The 19646-nt window shown below is 34.4% G+C and carries 21 protein-coding genes and 1 other RNA gene; 18 read left to right on the forward strand and 4 right to left on the reverse strand.

All coding sequences use genetic code 11. The features are described 5' to 3' along the window. Positions 1–67: 67 nt before the first annotated feature. From rnpB to CWR45_RS00900, 3 genes are all read left to right on the forward strand, one after another. Positions 68–445, forward strand: an RNA gene (rnpB, locus tag CWR45_RS00890) — RNase P RNA component class B. 131 nt (positions 446–576) lie between these two features. Continuing rightward, the gene (locus CWR45_RS00895; RefSeq protein ID WP_115747908.1) at positions 577–1704 is read left to right on the forward strand and encodes a THUMP domain-containing class I SAM-dependent RNA methyltransferase; all 1128 of its coding nucleotides are present in this window, start codon (positions 577–579) and stop codon (positions 1702–1704) included. A 441-nt stretch (positions 1705–2145) separates the two neighbouring features. Further along, complete coding sequence (locus CWR45_RS00900; RefSeq protein ID WP_115747965.1) at positions 2146–3633, forward strand: carboxypeptidase M32; 1488 nt, start codon at positions 2146–2148, stop codon at positions 3631–3633. Positions 3634–3682: 49 nt separating this feature from the next. Here CWR45_RS00900 and CWR45_RS00905 read toward each other — a convergent pair whose 3' ends face one another. Then, on the reverse strand, positions 3683–3883 hold the full coding sequence (locus CWR45_RS00905; RefSeq protein ID WP_115747909.1) for a cold-shock protein: 201 nt from the start codon (positions 3881–3883) through the stop codon (positions 3683–3685). A 296-nt stretch (positions 3884–4179) separates the two neighbouring features. Here CWR45_RS00905 and CWR45_RS00910 point away from each other — a divergent pair, with 296 nt between their 5' ends. The 7 genes from CWR45_RS00910 to CWR45_RS00940 all read left to right on the forward strand — a co-directional run bounded on the left by CWR45_RS00910 (position 4180) and on the right by CWR45_RS00940 (position 7914). Continuing rightward, a complete protein-coding gene (locus CWR45_RS00910) occupies positions 4180–4770 on the forward strand; it encodes an HD domain-containing protein (RefSeq protein ID WP_115747910.1) in 591 nt (196 codons plus the stop codon). Positions 4771–4863: 93 nt separating this feature from the next. Continuing rightward, the gene (locus CWR45_RS00915) at positions 4864–5820 is read left to right on the forward strand and encodes a thymidylate synthase (RefSeq protein WP_115747911.1); all 957 of its coding nucleotides are present in this window, start codon (positions 4864–4866) and stop codon (positions 5818–5820) included. A gap of 23 nt (positions 5821–5843) precedes the next feature. Then, positions 5844–6335 (forward strand): dihydrofolate reductase, encoded by a 492-nt coding sequence (locus CWR45_RS00920; RefSeq protein ID WP_115747912.1) that lies wholly within the window; start codon positions 5844–5846, stop codon positions 6333–6335. Positions 6336–6454: 119 nt separating this feature from the next. Continuing rightward, positions 6455–6658 carry a twin-arginine translocase TatA/TatE family subunit gene (gene tatA / locus CWR45_RS00925; protein ID WP_115747913.1) on the forward strand — a complete coding sequence of 68 codons (204 nt, stop codon included), beginning with the start codon at positions 6455–6457 and terminating at the stop codon, positions 6656–6658. A 15-nt stretch (positions 6659–6673) separates the two neighbouring features. After that, positions 6674–6841, forward strand: coding sequence for a twin-arginine translocase TatA/TatE family subunit (tatA, locus tag CWR45_RS00930; RefSeq protein WP_115747914.1), 168 nt, complete (start codon positions 6674–6676; stop codon positions 6839–6841). An 82-nt stretch (positions 6842–6923) separates the two neighbouring features. Continuing rightward, positions 6924–7691, forward strand: coding sequence for a twin-arginine translocase subunit TatC (gene tatC, locus CWR45_RS00935; protein ID WP_115747915.1), 768 nt, complete (start codon positions 6924–6926; stop codon positions 7689–7691). Between the two features lie 13 nt (positions 7692–7704). After that, entirely contained in the window at positions 7705–7914 is a 210-nt protein-coding gene (locus tag CWR45_RS00940; protein WP_115747916.1) for a YozE family protein, read from the forward strand. Positions 7915–7946: 32 nt separating this feature from the next. Here CWR45_RS00940 and CWR45_RS00945 read toward each other — a convergent pair whose 3' ends face one another. Further along, positions 7947–8276 carry a YolD-like family protein gene (locus tag CWR45_RS00945; RefSeq protein WP_115747917.1) on the reverse strand — a complete coding sequence of 110 codons (330 nt, stop codon included), beginning with the start codon at positions 8274–8276 and terminating at the stop codon, positions 7947–7949. Positions 8277–9175: 899 nt separating this feature from the next. On the opposite strand from CWR45_RS00945, the gene vrrA reads away from it, so the two are divergent. The 7 genes from vrrA (at position 9176) to CWR45_RS00980 (ending at position 14494) form a co-directional block, all read left to right on the forward strand. Beyond that, entirely contained in the window at positions 9176–9646 is a 471-nt protein-coding gene (vrrA, locus tag CWR45_RS00950) for a VrrA/YqfQ family protein (RefSeq protein WP_115747918.1), read from the forward strand. Between the two features lie 83 nt (positions 9647–9729). Beyond that, complete coding sequence (msrA, locus tag CWR45_RS00955) at positions 9730–10689, forward strand: peptide-methionine (S)-S-oxide reductase MsrA (protein ID WP_115747919.1); 960 nt, start codon at positions 9730–9732, stop codon at positions 10687–10689. A gap of 53 nt (positions 10690–10742) precedes the next feature. Next, positions 10743–10946, forward strand: a complete 204-nt coding sequence (locus tag CWR45_RS00960) for a DUF6501 family protein (RefSeq protein ID WP_115747920.1) — start codon at positions 10743–10745, stop codon at positions 10944–10946. 154 nt (positions 10947–11100) lie between these two features. Further along, positions 11101–11658: a histidine phosphatase family protein gene (locus CWR45_RS00965; protein ID WP_115747921.1), complete on the forward strand. Its 558-nt coding sequence runs from the start codon at positions 11101–11103 to the stop codon at positions 11656–11658. 85 nt (positions 11659–11743) lie between these two features. Further along, positions 11744–11983, forward strand: coding sequence for a DUF362 domain-containing protein (locus CWR45_RS00970; protein ID WP_115747922.1), 240 nt, complete (start codon positions 11744–11746; stop codon positions 11981–11983). Between the two features lie 207 nt (positions 11984–12190). Continuing rightward, complete coding sequence (locus CWR45_RS00975; RefSeq protein ID WP_115747923.1) at positions 12191–13339, forward strand: NAD-dependent epimerase/dehydratase family protein; 1149 nt, start codon at positions 12191–12193, stop codon at positions 13337–13339. A gap of 15 nt (positions 13340–13354) precedes the next feature. Further along, complete coding sequence (locus tag CWR45_RS00980; protein WP_115747924.1) at positions 13355–14494, forward strand: glycosyltransferase family 4 protein; 1140 nt, start codon at positions 13355–13357, stop codon at positions 14492–14494. A gap of 1444 nt (positions 14495–15938) precedes the next feature. On the opposite strand, the gene CWR45_RS00985 is transcribed toward CWR45_RS00980, so the two are convergent. Together CWR45_RS00985 and CWR45_RS00990 are read right to left on the reverse strand one after the other, a co-directional pair. Then, positions 15939–16736: a phosphotransferase gene (locus tag CWR45_RS00985; protein WP_115747925.1), complete on the reverse strand. Its 798-nt coding sequence runs from the start codon at positions 16734–16736 to the stop codon at positions 15939–15941. 616 nt (positions 16737–17352) lie between these two features. Next, entirely contained in the window at positions 17353–17871 is a 519-nt protein-coding gene (locus CWR45_RS00990) for a YusW family protein (protein WP_115747926.1), read from the reverse strand. 635 nt (positions 17872–18506) lie between these two features. Between CWR45_RS00990 and CWR45_RS00995 the strand changes: the two genes are divergently transcribed. After that, positions 18507–19427 (forward strand): S66 peptidase family protein, encoded by a 921-nt coding sequence (locus CWR45_RS00995; protein WP_115747927.1) that lies wholly within the window; start codon positions 18507–18509, stop codon positions 19425–19427. The last annotated feature ends 219 nt before the right edge of the window (positions 19428–19646 follow it).

Raw genomic sequence — 19646 nt, forward strand, 5'->3', positions numbered from 1 at the left:
AGTAGCATTTCGAAAAGAATGATTGAAATAAAGCAATAAATATGATAGTATTATTTAGTGTTATTAAATACTCAGGTAATCGCTGCAGTTGATGCAGAGGAAAGTCCATGCTCACACAAACTGAGATGTTTGTAGTGTTCGTGCTTGATGAATTCATAAGTCAAGGTAACCAATACGGTTAACGGCAGGAAATATTCCTAAGTCCAATCGGATATGGAATATTATACTTGAAAGTGCCACAGTGACGGAGCTGGAATGGAAACATTTCAGGTGGAACGAGGTAAACCCCACGAGTGAGCAACCCAAATAATGGTAGGGGCATCCTTTAGTAGGGAATTCAACCGAAAGAGGGACAAGGAACTCCTTGTAGATAGATGATTACAACCTAAAGTACGAGGCTTGACCACCGTTTGCAGTACGTAGGTACAGAACATGGCTTATCGAGTATTTAATCGGTCTCTAAATTAATTAATCGAACCTTTTTTATAGTAGATACTATGAGAAAGGTTTTTTTATTTTTCGTCGAATGTGATAAACTAGGACTACACTAATTTTAGTAACGAGAGGAATTCATATATGAAAAATATAACACTAATTGCAACAGCCGCTATGGGTCTGGAATCTGTAGTTGCACAAGAAGTAAAACAGCTTGGATATGAAGTAACAGTAGAGAATGGCAAAGTAATCTTTGAAGCACCAGTTTCTGCTATTCCGCGCTGCAATCTTTGGTTACGTACAGCAGACAGAGTAAAGGTTCTTGTTGGGAAATTTAATGCGACGACATTTGACGAGCTATTCGAATCTACAAAGGCCCTTCCGTGGGAAGAATTTATTGCAGAGGATGGACAATTTCCTGTTTCTGGAAAATCAATTAAATCACAATTGCACAGTGTTCCTGATTGCCAAAAGATCGTTAAGAAATCAATTGCTGAAAGACTTAAACTTAAATATGGAATGGTTTCGAAAATGCCGGAAACAGGAGCATTGTACAAAATTGAAGTTGCGCTGTTAAAGGATGAAGTTACCCTTACATTAGATACGTCAGGTACAGGGCTTCATAAAAGAGGCTATCGAGTAGGTCAGGGAGATGCACCTTTAAAAGAAACGATGGCAGCTGCACTCGTTTTACTTACGAATTGGAAAGCTGAATATACATTTATTGACCCTTTCTGTGGATCAGGTACGATTCCAATTGAAGCTGCATTAATTGGACAAAACATTGCACCAGGTTTTAATCGTGACTTCGCCTCAGAAAATTGGGCTTTTATCCGTAATAAACATTGGCAAAAAGCATTTGAAGAAGCAGAAGACCTTGCCAATTACGATCAAAAACTGGAAATTATCGGCTCAGACATCGACCATAATTTAATTAAAGTTGCGAGTGATAATGCAATAGAGGCTGGATTAGGCGATTTAATTACATGGAAGCAAATGCAGGTAAAGGATCTATTTATTCGTAATGAGAATGGTTATATTGTCACAAACCCTCCTTATGGTGAGCGACTAAGTGATAAAGAAGCTGTTGCAGCACTATATAAAGACTTTGGTGATGTTATGAAGAATCATCCAACATGGAGTATTTATGTAATTACTGCGTTCGCTGCTTTCGAAAAACAATTTGGTATGGAAGCAACGAAGAAACGTAAATTATTTAATGGCTTTATTGAAACAAACTATTATCAATACTTTGGAGAACGTTCTTAATAGCTCTGAACATCGAGAAGTTGGGGCTGAAAACTCAATCAGCCTCAGTAATAGCTCCAGATTGTAAATTATATATGCACAATATAACGACTTTTATAAGTGTAGATGGAGCTTATACTTCATTTACAGAACAATTGTGATACATGAAAATATATGCGCAACATTTTACGAGAAGTAAGTCAATTCAATTTGGCAAGCTTCTTTTTTTCTTTAAATCCCCCTAAAGTGAATAACGTCATGTTATTTTAAAAACCTCTCTTTTCCAGCGGTTTGTAATCAAATCCAATCTACTCAATCTCTTGTTTTTTTCTGGTCAATCAAATAAACTATGAATTAATAGAATCATGGTTAATTGAATTTCTACTACTACTTGCGTTGTTAGAAAACTATTATCAATATTTTCGAGAGAAAGAAAGTTAAGGGGGAATAGCTTTGAAACAAATCGCCACAATTGAAAAGGATTTTCTGGAATTATTAAAGGAAATGGATAGTTATCGTGAAGTAATTGCACTTGCACATTGGGATATGCGAACAAAGATTCCAAAAAATGGTGTAGAGCAACGTTCAGAGGTTGTTGGATTCCTAGCACATAAACTTCATAAGCTAGAAACTTCTGAGGAAATGAAGAACTATATCGATCAACTTAAAGGTAAGACAACGAACTCAATCATCCAAAAATCAGTGGAAGAATGCGAAGAAACATACAATAAAAGCAGTAAAATACCAAGTGATGAATTTAAAGAATATGTCATGCTTCAATCAAAATCAGAGGCTATTTGGCAGGAGGCACGTGAGAAAGCGGATTTTGCACTTTTTCAGCCTTATCTAGAACAGTTAGTAGAATATAATAAGAAATTCGCAAATTACTGGGGTTATGAAGATAATATTTATGATGCGTTGTTACATAACTTCGAACCAGGTGTCACTACAAAAATGCTGGATGAAGTTTTTTCGAAGCTAAGGGTTTCATTGACAAGCTTAGTTGAAAAAGTAAATCAAAGTAAATCAAAGCCAGACCCGACAATATTGAAAGGTCACTTTGCAAAAGAGAAGCAGGAAGCTTTTTCAGTCGAAGTATTAAAACAAATTGGCTATGATTTTAATTCTGGTAGACTTGATGATACGATACATCCATTTGAGATCACACTCAATGGAAATGACGTACGGATAACTACAAGATATGATGAAGAGGATTTCCGCATGGCAATCTTCGGGATTATCCATGAAGGTGGACATGCACTGTATGAACAAAATATAAGTATAGAATTAGCACGTACACCTCTTGCAACTGGAACTTCCATGGGAATACATGAATCGCAATCACTATTTTGGGAGAATTTAATCAGCAGAAGCAGGCCGTTTTGGGAACATTACTATGACTTATTTAAATCTTATGCACCAGAAACTTTTCAACATGTGGCGCTTGATGACTTTTACCGTTCGATTAATGAGGTAAAGCCTTCCTTTATTCGAATTGAGGCTGATGAGCTCACATATGCACTCCATATTATGATTCGCTATGAATTAGAAAAAGGTTTAATTAATGGAGATATCGCTGTTAAAGATTTACCAGATTTATGGAATAAATTAATGGTTGAGTACTTGGGAATTGAGCCACCGACAGACCGTGAAGGAGTCTTACAAGATATTCACTGGTCAGGTGGAGACTTTGGCTATTTCCCTTCATATGCATTAGGCTATATGTATGCAGCACAAATTCATCATACACTAGCAGCTGAAATGAATGTTGAACAATTGGTAGCATCCGGAAACTTTGCACCAATCTTAGAGTGGCTAACTAAAAATATTCATCAGTATGGAAAGATGAAAAAACCATTAGAAATTATTGAAGATGTTACGAAAGAACCACTTAATCCTGATTATCTAGTCAACTACTTAACGAAGAAGTATACCGCGATTTATCAATAGTAAATAAAGAGGCAGTGACCCACTAGGATCACTGCCTCAAACTATACTTTTATTTCTTTACAACATTTGCAGCTTGTGGGCCACGTTCACCTTCAACAATTTCGAAAGTAACCTCTTGTCCTTCTTCCAGCGCCTTATAACCTTCTTCTTGAATTGCTGAATAATGAACGAACACATCGTTTCCTTCTTCTAGTTGAATAAATCCATAGCCTTTTTCAGCATTAAACCATTTTACTACACCGTTTTCCATGTATATATCCTCCTATAGTTTCACGTAAACGTGTTAATACAAAGTAGAGAAAGAACGCATTAAAAAAAGGCAACACCGATAGAAGAGTAGGACCATAAATTCATCCACTTCTATGGAAGTTGCCTGTAACATTAACGGATCCGTACTTCTTCTTTGCTTACTATATAATTTAGCGTACTTCTTTACAGTAGTCAATGATTTCAACTTGTAGAAATAAAATCCAATTTATTAGTTGATCGATAATAGCCTTATCATTATTATAGTTACTAGGAAGTCAGCGAAAGGGAGGAGATTAAATGAACGAGAGAGTGAAACTAAAGAGAATTAGAGAGTATGCTTTTCAGATATTCCATGACGATGTAACCGGTCATGATTATTATCATATGGAACGGGTTGCACGGACGGCAAAACAGATTGCAATAGAAGAAAAAGCTAACTTATTTATATGTGAAGCGGCTGCGTTGCTCCATGATGTCGGGGATGCAAAACTATTTGAACAGCCAGAGAAAAATGTGAAAGCAATGAATCTTTTTCTAAAATCTATCGAACTAACAGCTGAACAGATAAAGTTCCTCAATCAAATTATCAAAGAAGTTTCTTTTAGCAGAGGAGTACAGGTCCCAGCTACAATTGAGGGAAGAATAGTACAAGACGCAGATCGAATCGATGCAATCGGTGCGATTGGGATTGCAAGAACCTTTGCATATGGTGGTGCAAATCAGCAAATGATCCATCATAATACAGAGAAAAGTACATCAATTCAGCATTTCTATGATAAATTATTAAAGCTTTATGATTTGCTGCATACTACGAAGGCAAAAGAAATGGCAATTAGCCGTCAGCGGTTTATGGAGCAGTATTTAGAACAATTCTATAAAGAATGGTAACAGGATAAAAATGTATTTTCTTGGTTTACGATTATGTTACAATAGATGCATTATGCTTTTTATTAAAAATGAATTAATGGAGGGAATACTCTCATGATTAAAGGAGAACAAGCTTACTTAAACTTGTGTAATTACATATTAGAAAATGCTGCGGAGAAAGATGATCGAACGAATACGGGTACCTACTCCATATTTGGACACCAAATGCGTTTTGATTTAAGCGAAGGGTTTCCACTTCTAACAACGAAAAGAGTTCCCTTTCGTTTAGTCGCAACAGAGCTTCTTTGGTTTATTAAAGGAGATACAAATATCCGTTATTTACTAGAGAATAATAATAATATCTGGAATGAATGGGCATTTGAACGATGGATAGCTAGTGATGACTATACTGGTCCAGATATGACTAATTTTGGAATTCGCAGTCAACAGGACCCTGAATTTAATGAAGTATACAAGGAAGAAATGGATCAATTTAAGGAGAAAGTTCTTCGGGATAACGCATTTGCAGAAAAATATGGTGATCTTGGTTTTGTTTATGGGAAACAATGGCGGAACTGGAAAACTTCTAAAAATGAAAGCATTGATCAATTAAAGGATGTAATCAATTCGATTCGTACCAACCCTAATTCACGTAGACATATCGTTTCTGCATGGAATCCAGAAGATATCCCAAGCATGGCATTGCCACCATGTCATACACTATTCCAGTTCTATGTTGCTAACGGGAAGTTATCCTGCCAGTTGTACCAACGAAGTGCAGACGTATTCCTTGGCGTACCATTTAATATCGCGAGTTATGCATTACTAACACATTTGATTGCACATGAGTGTGGACTAGAGGTGGGAGAATTCATTCATACATTAGGGGATGCACATATATATTCCAATCATCTAGAACAAATTAAAACACAATTAGCTAGGAAACCGAAACCATTACCAGAAATTAGAATCAATAAAGATAAAGCTTCCATTTTTGATTTTGAGCTTTCAGATTTCGAAATTATCGGATACGACCCACACCCAGGAATAAAAGCGCCAATCGCTGTATAACAATCATTAGAGGAGGAAGATTATTGATCTCTTTATTAGTAGCTATGGACCGAAACCATGTTATTGGTGCAAATAATCAATTACCATGGCGTTTACCAAAGGATTTACGATTTTTTAAAGAAAAAACAACCGGAAATACGATTATTATGGGAAGAAAAACATACGAATCCATGGGAGGAGCATTACCTAACCGGAGAAATGTTGTTTTAACACGTAAAAATCATGACTACCCTGAAGACGTTGAGGTTATCCATGAATTGTCGACAATTCAAGAATGGGATAAGGAAAACCCTAAGAATGAGTACTTTGTAATTGGCGGCGGTAATATTTTTACACAGGTGATGCCATTTGCGGATCGGATGTACATTACATTCATTGACAACGATTTTGATGGTGATACATATTTCCCAAGCTTTTCAGAGAATGATTGGACATTGACTTCTAAAGTAAAAGGCGATAAAGATGAAAAAAATCCGTACGAATATTATTTCTTACAATATGATCGTAAAAGGTAACATTGATTGATTATTCTCTAGATAGAACTTGTTTCAATGAAGATAAACGTGTTACTATGTACTTGTATGATAATATTAATAATTAATTTTGAATATTATTAGGTAAAGAAGGTGTACTTATGTTATCTAGTATCGGTGTACCAGGATTAATCTTAATTCTAATTATCGCACTCGTTATCTTTGGTCCTAAAAAATTACCAGAAATCGGTAAGGCTGCTGGACAAACTTTGCGTGAATTTAAACACTCTGCTCGTGAAATAACAAGTGACGCAAAAGAGGAAATAGACGAAGCAAAAGTTATCGTTAATAAGAAAGAAAACTAATCTTGGAGTGATTATATGCTTAATAGTATTGGAGTACCAGGATTAATCTTAATTTTAATTGTTGCATTAATAATTTTTGGACCTTCTAAGTTGCCGGAAATTGGCAAGTCATTTGGCACTTCTTTAAGAGAATTCAAAAATGCTGCAAAGGATATTGTTGATGACGGCAAAAATCAGAAATAATAATAGAACGACGATGAAGGTGTAGGGGGTTCATTTAACCTTACATCTTCTTTTCTGCTTTAATCCTAAGGGGTGTTAACAAATGGAAAAGGATACAAAAATAGCGGATGACGAAAAGGAAATGGATTTCGTCGGACATTTATCTGAGCTAAGAAATCGATTGATTGTAACAGCAATATTATTTGTGATTTTATTTATTGTTGGTTTTATCTATGTAGAGGAGATTTACGCATTCTTTGTTAAAGATTTGGAGTTCAAGCTAACTGCAATCGGGCCAAGTGAAATTATTTGGATCTATTTCTCGATGGCGGGGTTAATTGCAATAGTCGGAAGTATTCCAGTTTTAACATATCAAATCTGGGCATTTGTTAAACCTGGTCTAACGGAGCGAGAACAACGAGCATCCTTAGCATATATACCTGCTACTTTTATATTATTTATCGTTGGATTGGTGTTTGGTTACTTAATGTTTACTAAGTCACTCATTCCGTTTTTACTTTCTTTAAATAATGGTATGTTTGAAATTATGTTTACAGTAGACAAGTATTTCAAGTTTTTAATGCAAGTAACAGTCCCAATTGCAATCCTTTTTGAGCTGCCAATTGTTGTTATGTTCTTAACGAGCATCGGAATTCTTACACCTAAGTTTCTTGAGAAAAATAGGAGATATGCATACTTTGCATTGGTTGTTATTAGTACAATTATTACCCCAGCTCCTGATTTTATCTTACCAGTAATTATATCGATACCACTTATTTTCATATATGAAATTAGTATCCGCTTAGCGAAAAGAATCTACAATAAGAAACTTAAGAAACATGAAGAAATAATGAGTGAGGAGAATCTTTAAGCGGGGTGAAACAATGCGTACATTTTATCAATTTCTAATGACTTATCGAGGAAAAATAAAGGCGGATGACTATAGCAGGTTGGCAGACTGGGCATTCTTTGATTCTAGTTTCCCTAAACATACAAAAGATTATCATGAAATAAGTAATTACCTTGAATGGAATAGCCCATTTCCGAATGCTTTGATGACATTTGATGAATTATGGGACATCTATCATAGTTAGATTAAATGGCTCTGGAATAATTCCAGAGCCATTTAATTTACAATAAGTGAAGTTATTTGCTGAAATGGAATACGGTGTCTATTGTGGTCTTCTGTTTGCAACACAATCTCATAGCCATACTGATCTAATTTAGTAATTAATCCTGTTAAATGCGATATTGTCGCGTTTTGATAGCGGGAGAGCGTAACATATTTCCTTAACCGATAAGCTTCCATCAAATCATTATGAATGACCTCGATTTGCTGTGGATCAAGTAAAGGTTTCGTGACCTTCTCATCTTCTTTCCATAATTCTTTTAACAACTCTACATGCTCTGGCAGCATTAAAGATGACCATTTAATTGTTCCTCTGTCCTTTGCCATGTATATCACCTCAAATACAGTATATACGAACATAAGTTCTTTATTCAACATAAATATATTATTAATCGGCAATTTAGCTTACAGATACTAATAATGGTTAATTATCGCTAAGAACAAATTTAATGATGAATCAATTAAGCGAAATACATCCATGACGCATTTGGTAATAAAAAATATTACCATATTAATAAGATCAGAAAGAGAGTCATCAATGTCTATCTTGTAAAAGGAAGAAGGTCATTTCAGAAGATGGGTTCGCTGATGGTCTGAAAAAAATAACGACACTATGTGATAGTTGTGATGCAAGTCGCATCAGTGATGAAGGGCATAAGGAAATTGTAGATGGCAGATACATGTTTAACTGATAACGTACATGATGTTATTCAAGAGGGCTTAAATCTTGAGCGTGTAGCGAATATTCCAATCTTCAATCATATTGTGAGTTGAATAAACGAGAGTGGAAAATCGGCGGTTAAAAGAGAATTCCAGATAGATAATGGAGTGGAAATTTACAAATGATCTAGATCTAAGCAGATCAATCAAAAAAAAGCTTAAAATAATACTTTCAATCTATTGTATATAACAATTAATAGTACTAACTTACAGTAATCAAAGGTCCTTAAGGCTTATGCATTAAGGGATAGACCGATTCAAACAAACGTTTGATTTAATAACTGATAATTCCGTTATATGCAAAGGTGTTATACAAACAAATAGTGTCTAATTTCGCCATTATCTGCAATTAAAAGTAATTTTTGTTGATTTCTGCGCTTACCCGGGAAATATTAAATCTAGGATATTTCACTTTATCATCGCGAAGAGAGCCTTTGCCCAAACACTTTCTGTAAATTTACGTACAATATTCTATAATGCATTTAACGATATAAGGGGAGAGTATAATGTTTCCAGGAAACAGACAGAGAAATGGATATTCAATGCCAATGCATCGTGGAATGAATAATTTCAGAATTCCGAATCAGGGTTTTAACCAGCAACCCCAACGGAGTATGGGAGCAAACTTATTACAGCGATTTTTACCACAACAAGCTCAAGCTGCAACGATTGCCAGTAAAGGTGCAGGTGGGTTATCGAATACATTAAATAATGTTCAGCAAGTGTTAAAGGTCGTTCAGTCCACTGCGCCACTCGTACAGGAATATGGACCAATGGTAAAAAACCTTCCAGCAATGTATCGAATGATGAAGGCATTTAAAAATCTTGATTTAACAGAAGATAGTGCAGAAGACAAAGCGGAAGCAGACATTGAAGATCAAACTAATCCATCTAATAATACTAAAAATACAGATACAATTAGAAAGATACCAACGAAGAAAGGGAACGGAAATTCTAAACCAAAACTGTATATCTAATAAATTATAAACATACTACTTGATTTTTGAATCAAAAAAGGGAAAAATAGATATAATCAATACAGTATTGGAGGAATTTAGAAATGGCAGCCGATTTTGAACTTGCAACGTTTGCTGGTGGGTGCTTTTGGTGTATGGTCGAGCCTTTTGATACAAGGCCAGGAATAGAAAGTGTAGTATCTGGATATACCGGAGGAACAGTTGAAAACCCGACATATGAACAAGTTTGTTCCAATACTACAGGACATGTGGAAGCAGTACAAATTAAATTTGACCCGATGATTATGTCATACGAACAGCTTGTTCAAACGTTTTGGCAACAAATTGATCCAACAGATCCTGGCGGCCAATTCCACGATAGAGGAGAGTCTTATCAAACAGCAATTTTCTATCATAATGATTTACAAAGGCATATTGCTGAGGACTCTAAACAGAAATTAGATGCAAGTGGAAAATATAATAAGCCAATTGCTACAAAGATATTACCTGCTGCAACTTTCTTTCCTGCTGAAGAAAAGCATCAGGATTATTACAAAAAACAACCCTTTCATTATCGTTCCTATAAAAAGGGATCTGGCAGAGAAGATTTTATTAAATCAAACATAAAGATGCCCATTGACAAGTCAAGATTGAAAGATAAGTTAACGCCAATTCAATACGTTGTAACACAAGAGAACGGAACAGAAAGACCGTTCCAAAACGAATATTGGGATAATGAGAAAGAAGGAATCTATGTAGACCTGATTTCTCGGGAGGCTTTATTCTCTTCAACTGATCAATATGATGCGGGTTGTGGTTGGCCAAGCTTTACTAAACCAATTGATAGCTATCAGTTAGAGGAAAAGACAGATACAACTCATGGTATGATTCGTACGGAGGTAAGAAGTAAAGTAGCGGATTCTCATCTTGGACATGTCTTTGAGGATGGACCAGTCGAAGCAGGTGGACTGCGCTATTGTATGAATTCAGCAGCAATGGAATTTATTCCAAAAGAAGAAATGAAAGAAAAAGGCTATGGAAATTACTTAAGGTTATTTAAATAAGTAAATTAACAATAACATTATTATGTAAACTTAGAAATTGGAGTGGGTGTAAAATGATTCATTTAGATTGGGAAAATAGAGAAACAATGAAACAAATTGAATGTGTTCATGCAGATGCAAAGAAATTCATGGTGAATAATAAGTTAACACCGGGCAAGACATATGATGTTAAAAATGAATCGGATGAATTCTACTTTATTATAGACAACAGCAACCGAATTGGTGGATTCTTAAAAGATTATTTCAAGGAAATATAAGATTTTTAAAGATAACAGGGTTTCCCCCTGTTATCTTTATGTAAACCTTTGTTAATATAGATTATTCTTTGTAAAAATGCTAATTAGAGTTATAATAGATGTACAATTTCTAATATAGCGAAAGTACATAAATCCCAATAAAGGAATGATCGATTTGAGAAAAATATATTTTGTTCGACATTGTTCTGCTTTTGGGCAACATAAAGATTCACCATTAACAAATGATGGAATTATGCAAGCGCAACTTCTTGCAGATTTTTTTGAAGAACAAAATATTACCTTTGATCAAATAGTTTCTAGCCCCTATTTAAGGGCAGTTGAAAGTATTAAACCTTTTGCAGAAAGAGCAGGGATTGACATAGAAGTTGATAATCGTTTAGAAGAACGTATACTTAGTGACGAGCCGATTGAAGACTGGTTGGAGGAATTAGAATGCTCCTTTAACGATTACCACTATGCATTACCTGGTGGAGAATCTGCAAATGAGGTAATCAACCGTGCAAATGAGGTATTAAAGCCAATCCTAAATGGGCATTCGGTAACAAATGCAATTATAGTAAGTCACGGAAATCTATTAGCATTAGTATTTAGTCAGTTCGATAAAAGCTTCGGTTTTAATCAATGGAAAGAGCTAGGAAATCCGGATATATACTTACTAGAATCCAATGATGTTGATATCATTTCGTTTAAACGTATATGGGATAGCAAGTAAACGATTCGCCTTTTATTTTTTTATTAAAATGAGTTATACTAATGATTAGAAATGTAGCAAGCTTAGGTAGAAGGAGGCGAGCGGTTTGGCTTTTGTCATTACGTCACCGTGTAAAGCGGAAAAAGCAGGAGAATGTGTCGAAGTTTGTCCTGTTGATTGTATAGAACAAGGGGAGGATATGTTCTTTATCGATCCAGATATTTGTATCGATTGTGGAGCATGTGAAGCAGTATGCCCTGTAACAGCAATTTATATGGAAGATGAAGTTCCTGAAGAGGAAAATGAATATATCGAATTAAATAGATTGTTTTTCCAAGGAAATTAAATGTATTTCGTTTGCGATCGGTTAGTGACATAATAACTGTACATTGCACTAGGTGAGAAAAGAAGCCATTACTATTAAAGTAGTGGCTTCTTTTATTTTTCTGTGTAAAAGTATTATAAATACAAGCCTTAAAATTTTTAATTGAATGACAATATACTATAATTAGATAGAGAGCATAATTTGATTACATCGTAATGGAGGGACAGTATGAGAATTATTATAGCAGGTGGAGATGGTTTTTGTGGTTGGCCAACAGCTTTATATTTATCAAAACAAGGTCATGACGTTACAATTGTAGATAATTTGGTTAGAAGAAAAATGGATGAGGAATTACATTCAAATTCCGTAACTCCACTAGCATCACTAGAGGAACGTGTTACTAAATGGAAAGAGTTAACGGGGAATGAAATAAAAATATTTATTGGTGACTTAAATCATTATGATTTTTTGCGAGAGGTATTTAGACAAACAGAACCAGAAGCATTTGTACATTTTGCAGAGCAGCGATCAGCACCTTATTCTATGATTGACAGGGAGCATGCAATATACACGCAATCCAATAATGTACTTGGCAATCTGAATGTTCTTTATGCTATTAAAGAATTTTCTCCTGAATGTCATTTAATTAAATTAGGAACGATGGGAGAATATGGTGCACCAAATATTGATATTGAAGAAGGTTATATTGAAATTGAGCACAATGGTAGAAAAGATCGCATGCCGTATCCAAAACAACCTGGTTCTTTCTACCATCTGACGAAAGTTCATGATAGCCATAATATTATGTTTGCCTGTAAGATTTGGGGAATTCGAGCAACAGATTTAAACCAAGGAATCGTATATGGTCTTCATACAAATGAAACCGAACTAGACCCCGTCTTAAATAATCGATTTGACTATGATGGGGTTTTCGGCACAGCCTTAAATCGCTTCTTAATCCAATCTGCTATTGGTCATGATCTAACCGTTTATGGTGCTGGCGGACAAACAAGAGCATTTTTAAATATCAAGGATACGGTCAGATGTGTTGAAATAGCAGCAAACAATCCCGCAGACAAAGGGGAATTTAGAGTGTTTAATCAATTTACAGAATACTTCTCTGTAAAAGAACTTGCAGAAAGAACAAAGTCTGTAGCAGAAGAGATGGGGTTATCTGTAGCTATTTCCCATATTGAAAACCCCCGTGTTGAGGCTGAAGAACATTATTACCATGCAATTAATACTAATCTTCGGGCGCTAGGTTTAGAACCAAACCTATTAACAGATGATGTATTAAAAAGCATCTTAAAAGTCGCATTAGAATACAAAGATCGAGTGATAAAAGAAAATATACTTCCACAAGTATCCTGGAAATAAAAAGGAGCTTTAGAGTTGAAAATCGCAATTGTAACAGAAACCTTTTTACCTTCTACTGATGGCGTCGTAACAAGACTTACACAAGCTGTTAAATATTTTCGCTCATTGAATCACGAAGTATTAGTAATTGCTCCTGATCTTGGCATTACTGAATACGAGGGTGCTAAAGTAGAAGGGATTAAAACGATTACATTTCCGTTTTATCAATATCGAAAGTTTTCCTTACCATCCAAAAGGATTAAAGAATTATTGGATACATTTCAACCCAATATCGTGCATGCAGCGAATCCGGCCTTAATTGCAGCATCTGCTGTCCGTTACGCAAAGAAATTAGATTTTCCATTACTTGCATCATATCACACGCATATTCCAAAGTATTTAGATTATTATAAGGTTTATAAGCCAGCAAAGCCTATCCTGTGGAGTTACATAAGAAGGTTGCATAATACTGCTGAACTAAATCTTTGCACATCAGAAACGATTAGAAGTGAACTGTTGGAGCAAGATATTCATCATTTACATGTATTGCAGCGTGGAGTTGATACTAAGAATCGTCACCCAAGATATTATGATATAGAAATGCGTAATCGATTAACAAATGGGGATAAATCGAAGAAATTACTTATATTTGTTGGCAGATTAGCAATCGAAAAAGAAATTCATAAAATAAAACCATTATTAGATGCTAGAGACGATATTTCACTAGCCATCATAGGTGATGGACCAGCAAAAAATGACTTAATGAATGTATTTAAAGATACAAACACAATTTTCACTGGATTTCTACATGGTGAGGAATTATCAAAAGCATTTGCATCAGCTGACGCATTTATTTTCCCATCTGTAACCGAAACACTTGGATTAGTAATACTGGAAGCGATGGCATCTGGATTACCGGTAGTTGCAGCTAAAAGTGGTCCGACAATAGAACAAATCAATGATGGTGAAACTGGATTATTATTTGAAAATGAAAATATTGGTAGTCTGATCAGTGCAATGAACAAATTAGATGATGAAAACGTATTACAACAAATGCGCAAAAATGCACGTAAAGAAACCGAGAAATTTTCCTGGGAAAAAGCATCTCAACAATTATTAGATTTCTACACACAAACAATTAAATTACATGAAGATAAAAACCTGGTTGCAAAATAATATACAACCAGGTTTTTATCTATAAAACCGAAAAAAATCTATGTTTATCTCACTATCATAAGTATACTTTAATATGAGACGTAATTTAACGCTTTTTTGATTAACTTCCTATAATAAATATTATGTAAACTAGGAGAGGGATTAAATAAAACAATAACTACTTTTAATCTCTAGTGTTATGTTTACCCTTTCCGTTGTATAATTGGATTTAAGTCTTTTTATCTCCTTAAATTTTGGATACTTATAATACATGTCAGAGTAAGCTTCTTATGCGTATGTCTTTTCCTTTGTTACCTTATGTGTTGCTTTTGACTTGTTTGTAAACAAATAGTTAGGCTTTATCGATATTTAGAGCATACAGATTAAAATTGGACTTAAACTTACTTTGTTTGAAGTTTGGATTGAAGCTTTGGTCGTCTATTGGAGATATTGTCCCTAATATCCGCATATACACTGGTGAAGCTACTTTATCTAAAATTTACATGTAATCCTAAAAGATCACAAGACCATAGTAATTACAGGCAAATAACCCCACTAAGGTTCGGAAAACCCTACCGAAACGATGTTTGTTCCATCAGGAATTACATTACCTCTTTTGGATAAATTGCATATTCCCTTGTTCCAATTACATACTCATATACTAACCATGATCATCTTTACTGTTCTTACACCTTTACGTGATTTATTGTCCGTCATGATTAACCCTCCTTTTGTTCGTTATAAAATGTATAACCCCCGATAATTTTCTCACTCGTAATTTTTATTGTTCTTTATAAAAAACATACTATAAAGACATCCATAAAGTTAGTGCCTTACAAAAAGACATTAAAAAAACCGGATTTGGTATCGTCTATGTGATCTAAAACAAGTAAAAACACTGAGAAGTTTATGAAAAAAAGGAGATTTTTATTTGTTTACATAATATTATTATCGTTAAACTCTTTTTAAAAACCTGCTTCTTAACGCTGCCGTTGGAAGCATACATGAATCCTTGAGCTTGAAAATTTGATTATTGTGATCAACTAAATGACTAAATAATATTAGAAAGCAAATACGTTGGTATGCTCTTTTTAGTATCCTTCTATGAAATCAACAATCACTCTTGGATATTCTTCTCTTTGGATCCACCTTAGCTCCTTCTCCGTTTTATCAAACCATTCCCCTTTCCACCTTTTCTCTCTAAAATGTTTTTGAAATAGATTTTTTGATCAACTTCCTCCAATTACAATAGCCTATTTTACCTTTTAAATTTGTCAGAATAACCCTCCAATAAGAGGAATCTAATATAAATGAATGACCATTTTTAATCCATTAAAGAGATGCTCATAAGTACATTCCCTTTTTTCTAATCCCAACTAACCTGCTCCTTTAGTAAATAACTTATAAAAATAGCGTCAACCCTGCTGGCTTGACGCTATTACTATTCATTTAGTTCAAAACTCTTTTAAATCCATTCTTTTCCATGTTTACGAATGAATTGAAGCTCATTCTGATAATGTTCAAGTTGCCTTCCATCGATCATTTTTTGAAAAGCTATATCGCCCTCTTTGGCTTTCCTTTGCATGGTTTTACATAAACCTTCTACTCGAAGCAGCACCATCTCTAAAAAACCTTTCTCCATTCCCTCAATACCATAGGATTCAAAAAATAATTTAACCCTTTGTTTTATACGGTCTGCATCCTTTAATGGTTCATAATAAACTGCCTCACCTGTTTCAGTATGATAAAGTCTACTTAAAGGAACGCAAGTGTAAAGGGTATAGGCTATATCCCAAAGTCTTGGACCAGGAGCAGCATGATCAAAATCAATAATACCTATTGGCTTTTCTTGATTAAAAATAATGTTATAGATGGCGAAATCATTGTGACATAGCACTTCAATTGGCTGAGGGGTGTTATCGATTGGTTGCCAACATTTTTCGATTGGAAAATCTTTCACAGCATCATGATAGAGACGAAGCATTTTCGCTATCTCTTTTAAAGCAATATTGGACCACATATATTTCTTTAAAGGATAATTGCCAGCTTCTCCTTTAATAAATGATAATATCTCTCTATCTTTTTCATCAATACCTAAAAACTTTGGTGCATAACTGAAACCTTTGTTTTCCAAATGCCTTAATAACTTGTGAATTTTGGGACTGTCTGGTTTTGTTTCTCGTCGAACAGTATCTCCTAAACGATAAACGTTTGTGACATTTCCTCCTGTTAGCAGCTCTTCGTTTTCGTATTGACTATTCATTAAACCACTCCAATTTAGGGACCCTATGTTTGTGTCAATATAAATGTATTTTTAGCCATAAATAAAAGCAGATACACAAAGGTATCTGCTTGGTAATGGGAATTTAATTGTCCATAGCATGAATCCCTTGAATGATTTAAGATAGACAAATAAACTTATCCTTTATAATAACGAATCGCATTGTCTCTCTATCCAATTAACTAATCATTTCAAAGTAATCCACATATGTAGTATAGATTCCCCTTTCTTTACATCTATATATTAGATATTACCAAAGATTGCTTGATGGGTAAAGGTAATTATTTGATTATTCCATCTCTTCGGTGCATTGCTTCAAAAGAAAGAAATCATTCCTTCTTCCTCCCAATATTCAAATACTACTTCACAACCAGTTATTTTATAGTATTAAATATTGATGTTTCTTCCACTAAACTGCTGTGTTATTGAATAAGGAAACTATCTCTAATTTAATTATAGCACCAGTTAGCTTAATAAAAATGATGCTATTCAACAATCGCGCGCCCAATTGTTAAAAATTAATACTTAAATAATATTCGAGAAGATCTGAAGTCTGATAAAGTACAAAACAAACCAAGAGGCTTTTTCTTCCGCTGTCTCATTTTAAATCTAAATATTCCAATTCAGTTCCATCATTGAGGATGATTTCCAAATCGAATTGAATATAGTCTGCCGGGAGGTCAAATGACTTTAGAATTTGATCGATAACATCCCTTTTGTTCGTGTCCTTAGAAATAGTCACGTTTTTAACTTTTGTATAAATACTGTCGAATGCAGCTTTCCCCCTTAGGTGTTCATTATTTATCTCATCATCAACTTGCCCTCCGATAAAACCTGAGTTATCGTAATTGATCTCAGCTTCATACTCTTTTTGCTCCCCAAAAGATACCTCTAAATCAATTTCACTGAAATCCAATTTTGCCATATCCGACTTCATTTTATATTGTTCTCGTGTATTATTAAGTGGACTGAGATTATCCATATTAGTTGTTTCACCTTTATCATTCTGTATAACATTTTTTTCAACTGTATTTTTTGTTTCATTTGTTTGCCCGCCACAAGCGGTTAATAAAGCAATACAAAATACTGATAAGGTGATAAACAAAATATGTTTCATTTTCCGCCTCCATTCCTATTGCCGTTGTACTTTAATCTTAGCTAGATAGTAAAGCGCCGATTTCCTGAATAAAATAAAATCATTATTCATTTATTGGCTGGTAAAAATATGTTTCTCTACTTTTTATGAATTTCTGCTTCATTTGCTTCAAGTATTTGTTTAACGCTTAACTTCCGTTAACTCTTCATTTTCTTCCCTCATCGTCTTTCCTCCTTAACAATTTGCATATTAAGCTACATATTAAGAGGATGTCCAAAATCGCGAAAAAAATGACTAACCAATCATTTCAGCAACTCCTTTTTTACTTCCGGGAGTATTAATTTTTAGTGAACGTGGAAGAATTTGAAGAGAATCAGCCTATCGAACATGAACTAGCAAGGAACGAGCAGGTATCTTATTAAACCAATCTTCCCCTATAGTCAAAAAAACACCGCCCTATTGCTGATCTCTCCTTGATAGGTCAAAGCACCAAATAGTTGAACAAGTAAATACGCTTTTATTACAGATTTTTCTTCGTACTGTACATTAAATGTTTTTGTATTTATTAGTATTTATTTTAAAATGACATATTTCAAATCACTTTATAATACCTTTTATTATCAATAGATTTTAATTGTGGAGAGGGCGTGAAAAATATGGCAATAAGACCCTCGTTGTTACAAAGAGGAGATACAATTGGATTAGTTACACTTGGCAGCCCTCTTGATGCGAATATTATTAATACCAGGGTACAGTTCTTGAGAAATATGGGCTTTGATATCGTTTTTGGCAGGTATGTTTATTCTTCTGATGGCATTGTAGCGGCATCAGCTGAACAAAGAGCAGATGATTTAATGAATATGTTCAGAGATCCGAGTGTCAAGATGATCCTTGCCACCCGTGGAGGGACTGGAGTTCAGACCATTCTTCCTTACCTAGATTTTGAAGTCATAAGACAGAACCCTAAAATTATATCTGGATATAGTGACATAACAGTATTATTAAATAGTTTATATCAATCCAGTAATTTAATTACATTCCATAGTCTGATGCTTATTGACTTCAGGCCAGAAACACCTGCTTATAACTTCAATCAATTTTTTGAAGCAACTTCTACATTGAATTCTCCCAGGTTAATCCAAAATCCATCAAACATAGCCCTGAATGGTTTAGTGCCCGGAAATGTAACAGGTCCAATAGTAGGCGGAAATATGACTTCGTTAGTAAATGCACTTGGTACACCATATGAAATTAATACAAAAGGAAAAATTCTCTTTTTAGAAGAAACCCACTCTCCAACTAACATGATTTTTAGGTATTTAACTCAATTACTAATGTCAGGTAAATTTCAGGATTGTATTGGTATTATTTTAGGAGAATGTACGAATTGCCTTGTATCTTATGATACAACATATGAAGATTTAATTAATACTTTATTAGTCCCCTTAGGAAAACCACTGTTAATCAACCTTACTTCAGGTCACGGCTTTTATAAAGCTGCTATTCCAATAGGTGCTAATGTAAATCTAAATTCAACAGATAATACATTGACTGTGATAGAATCAGCCGTATCTTAGTGGTTTTGAAGTTTTGTTTAGTATGGATTGACATCAGATAGTGTTTCTCTCGTTGGTTCATAAAATTCTTTGACGATATACTTTGCCACATCCGAATTTACTATCAATTTAATTATCCCATTTTCATTTTTCGTACTATCTTTTGCAACTCAATTAGGTTCTTGGATCCATTTATTGTAAAATGTTCATTCATAGTAACCAAGCACCTTTCATAAGAGA

It is taken from the genome of Oceanobacillus chungangensis (assembly GCF_003369565.1).
Classification (GTDB): Bacteria; Bacillota; Bacilli; order Bacillales; family Amphibacillaceae; genus Oceanobacillus; species Oceanobacillus chungangensis.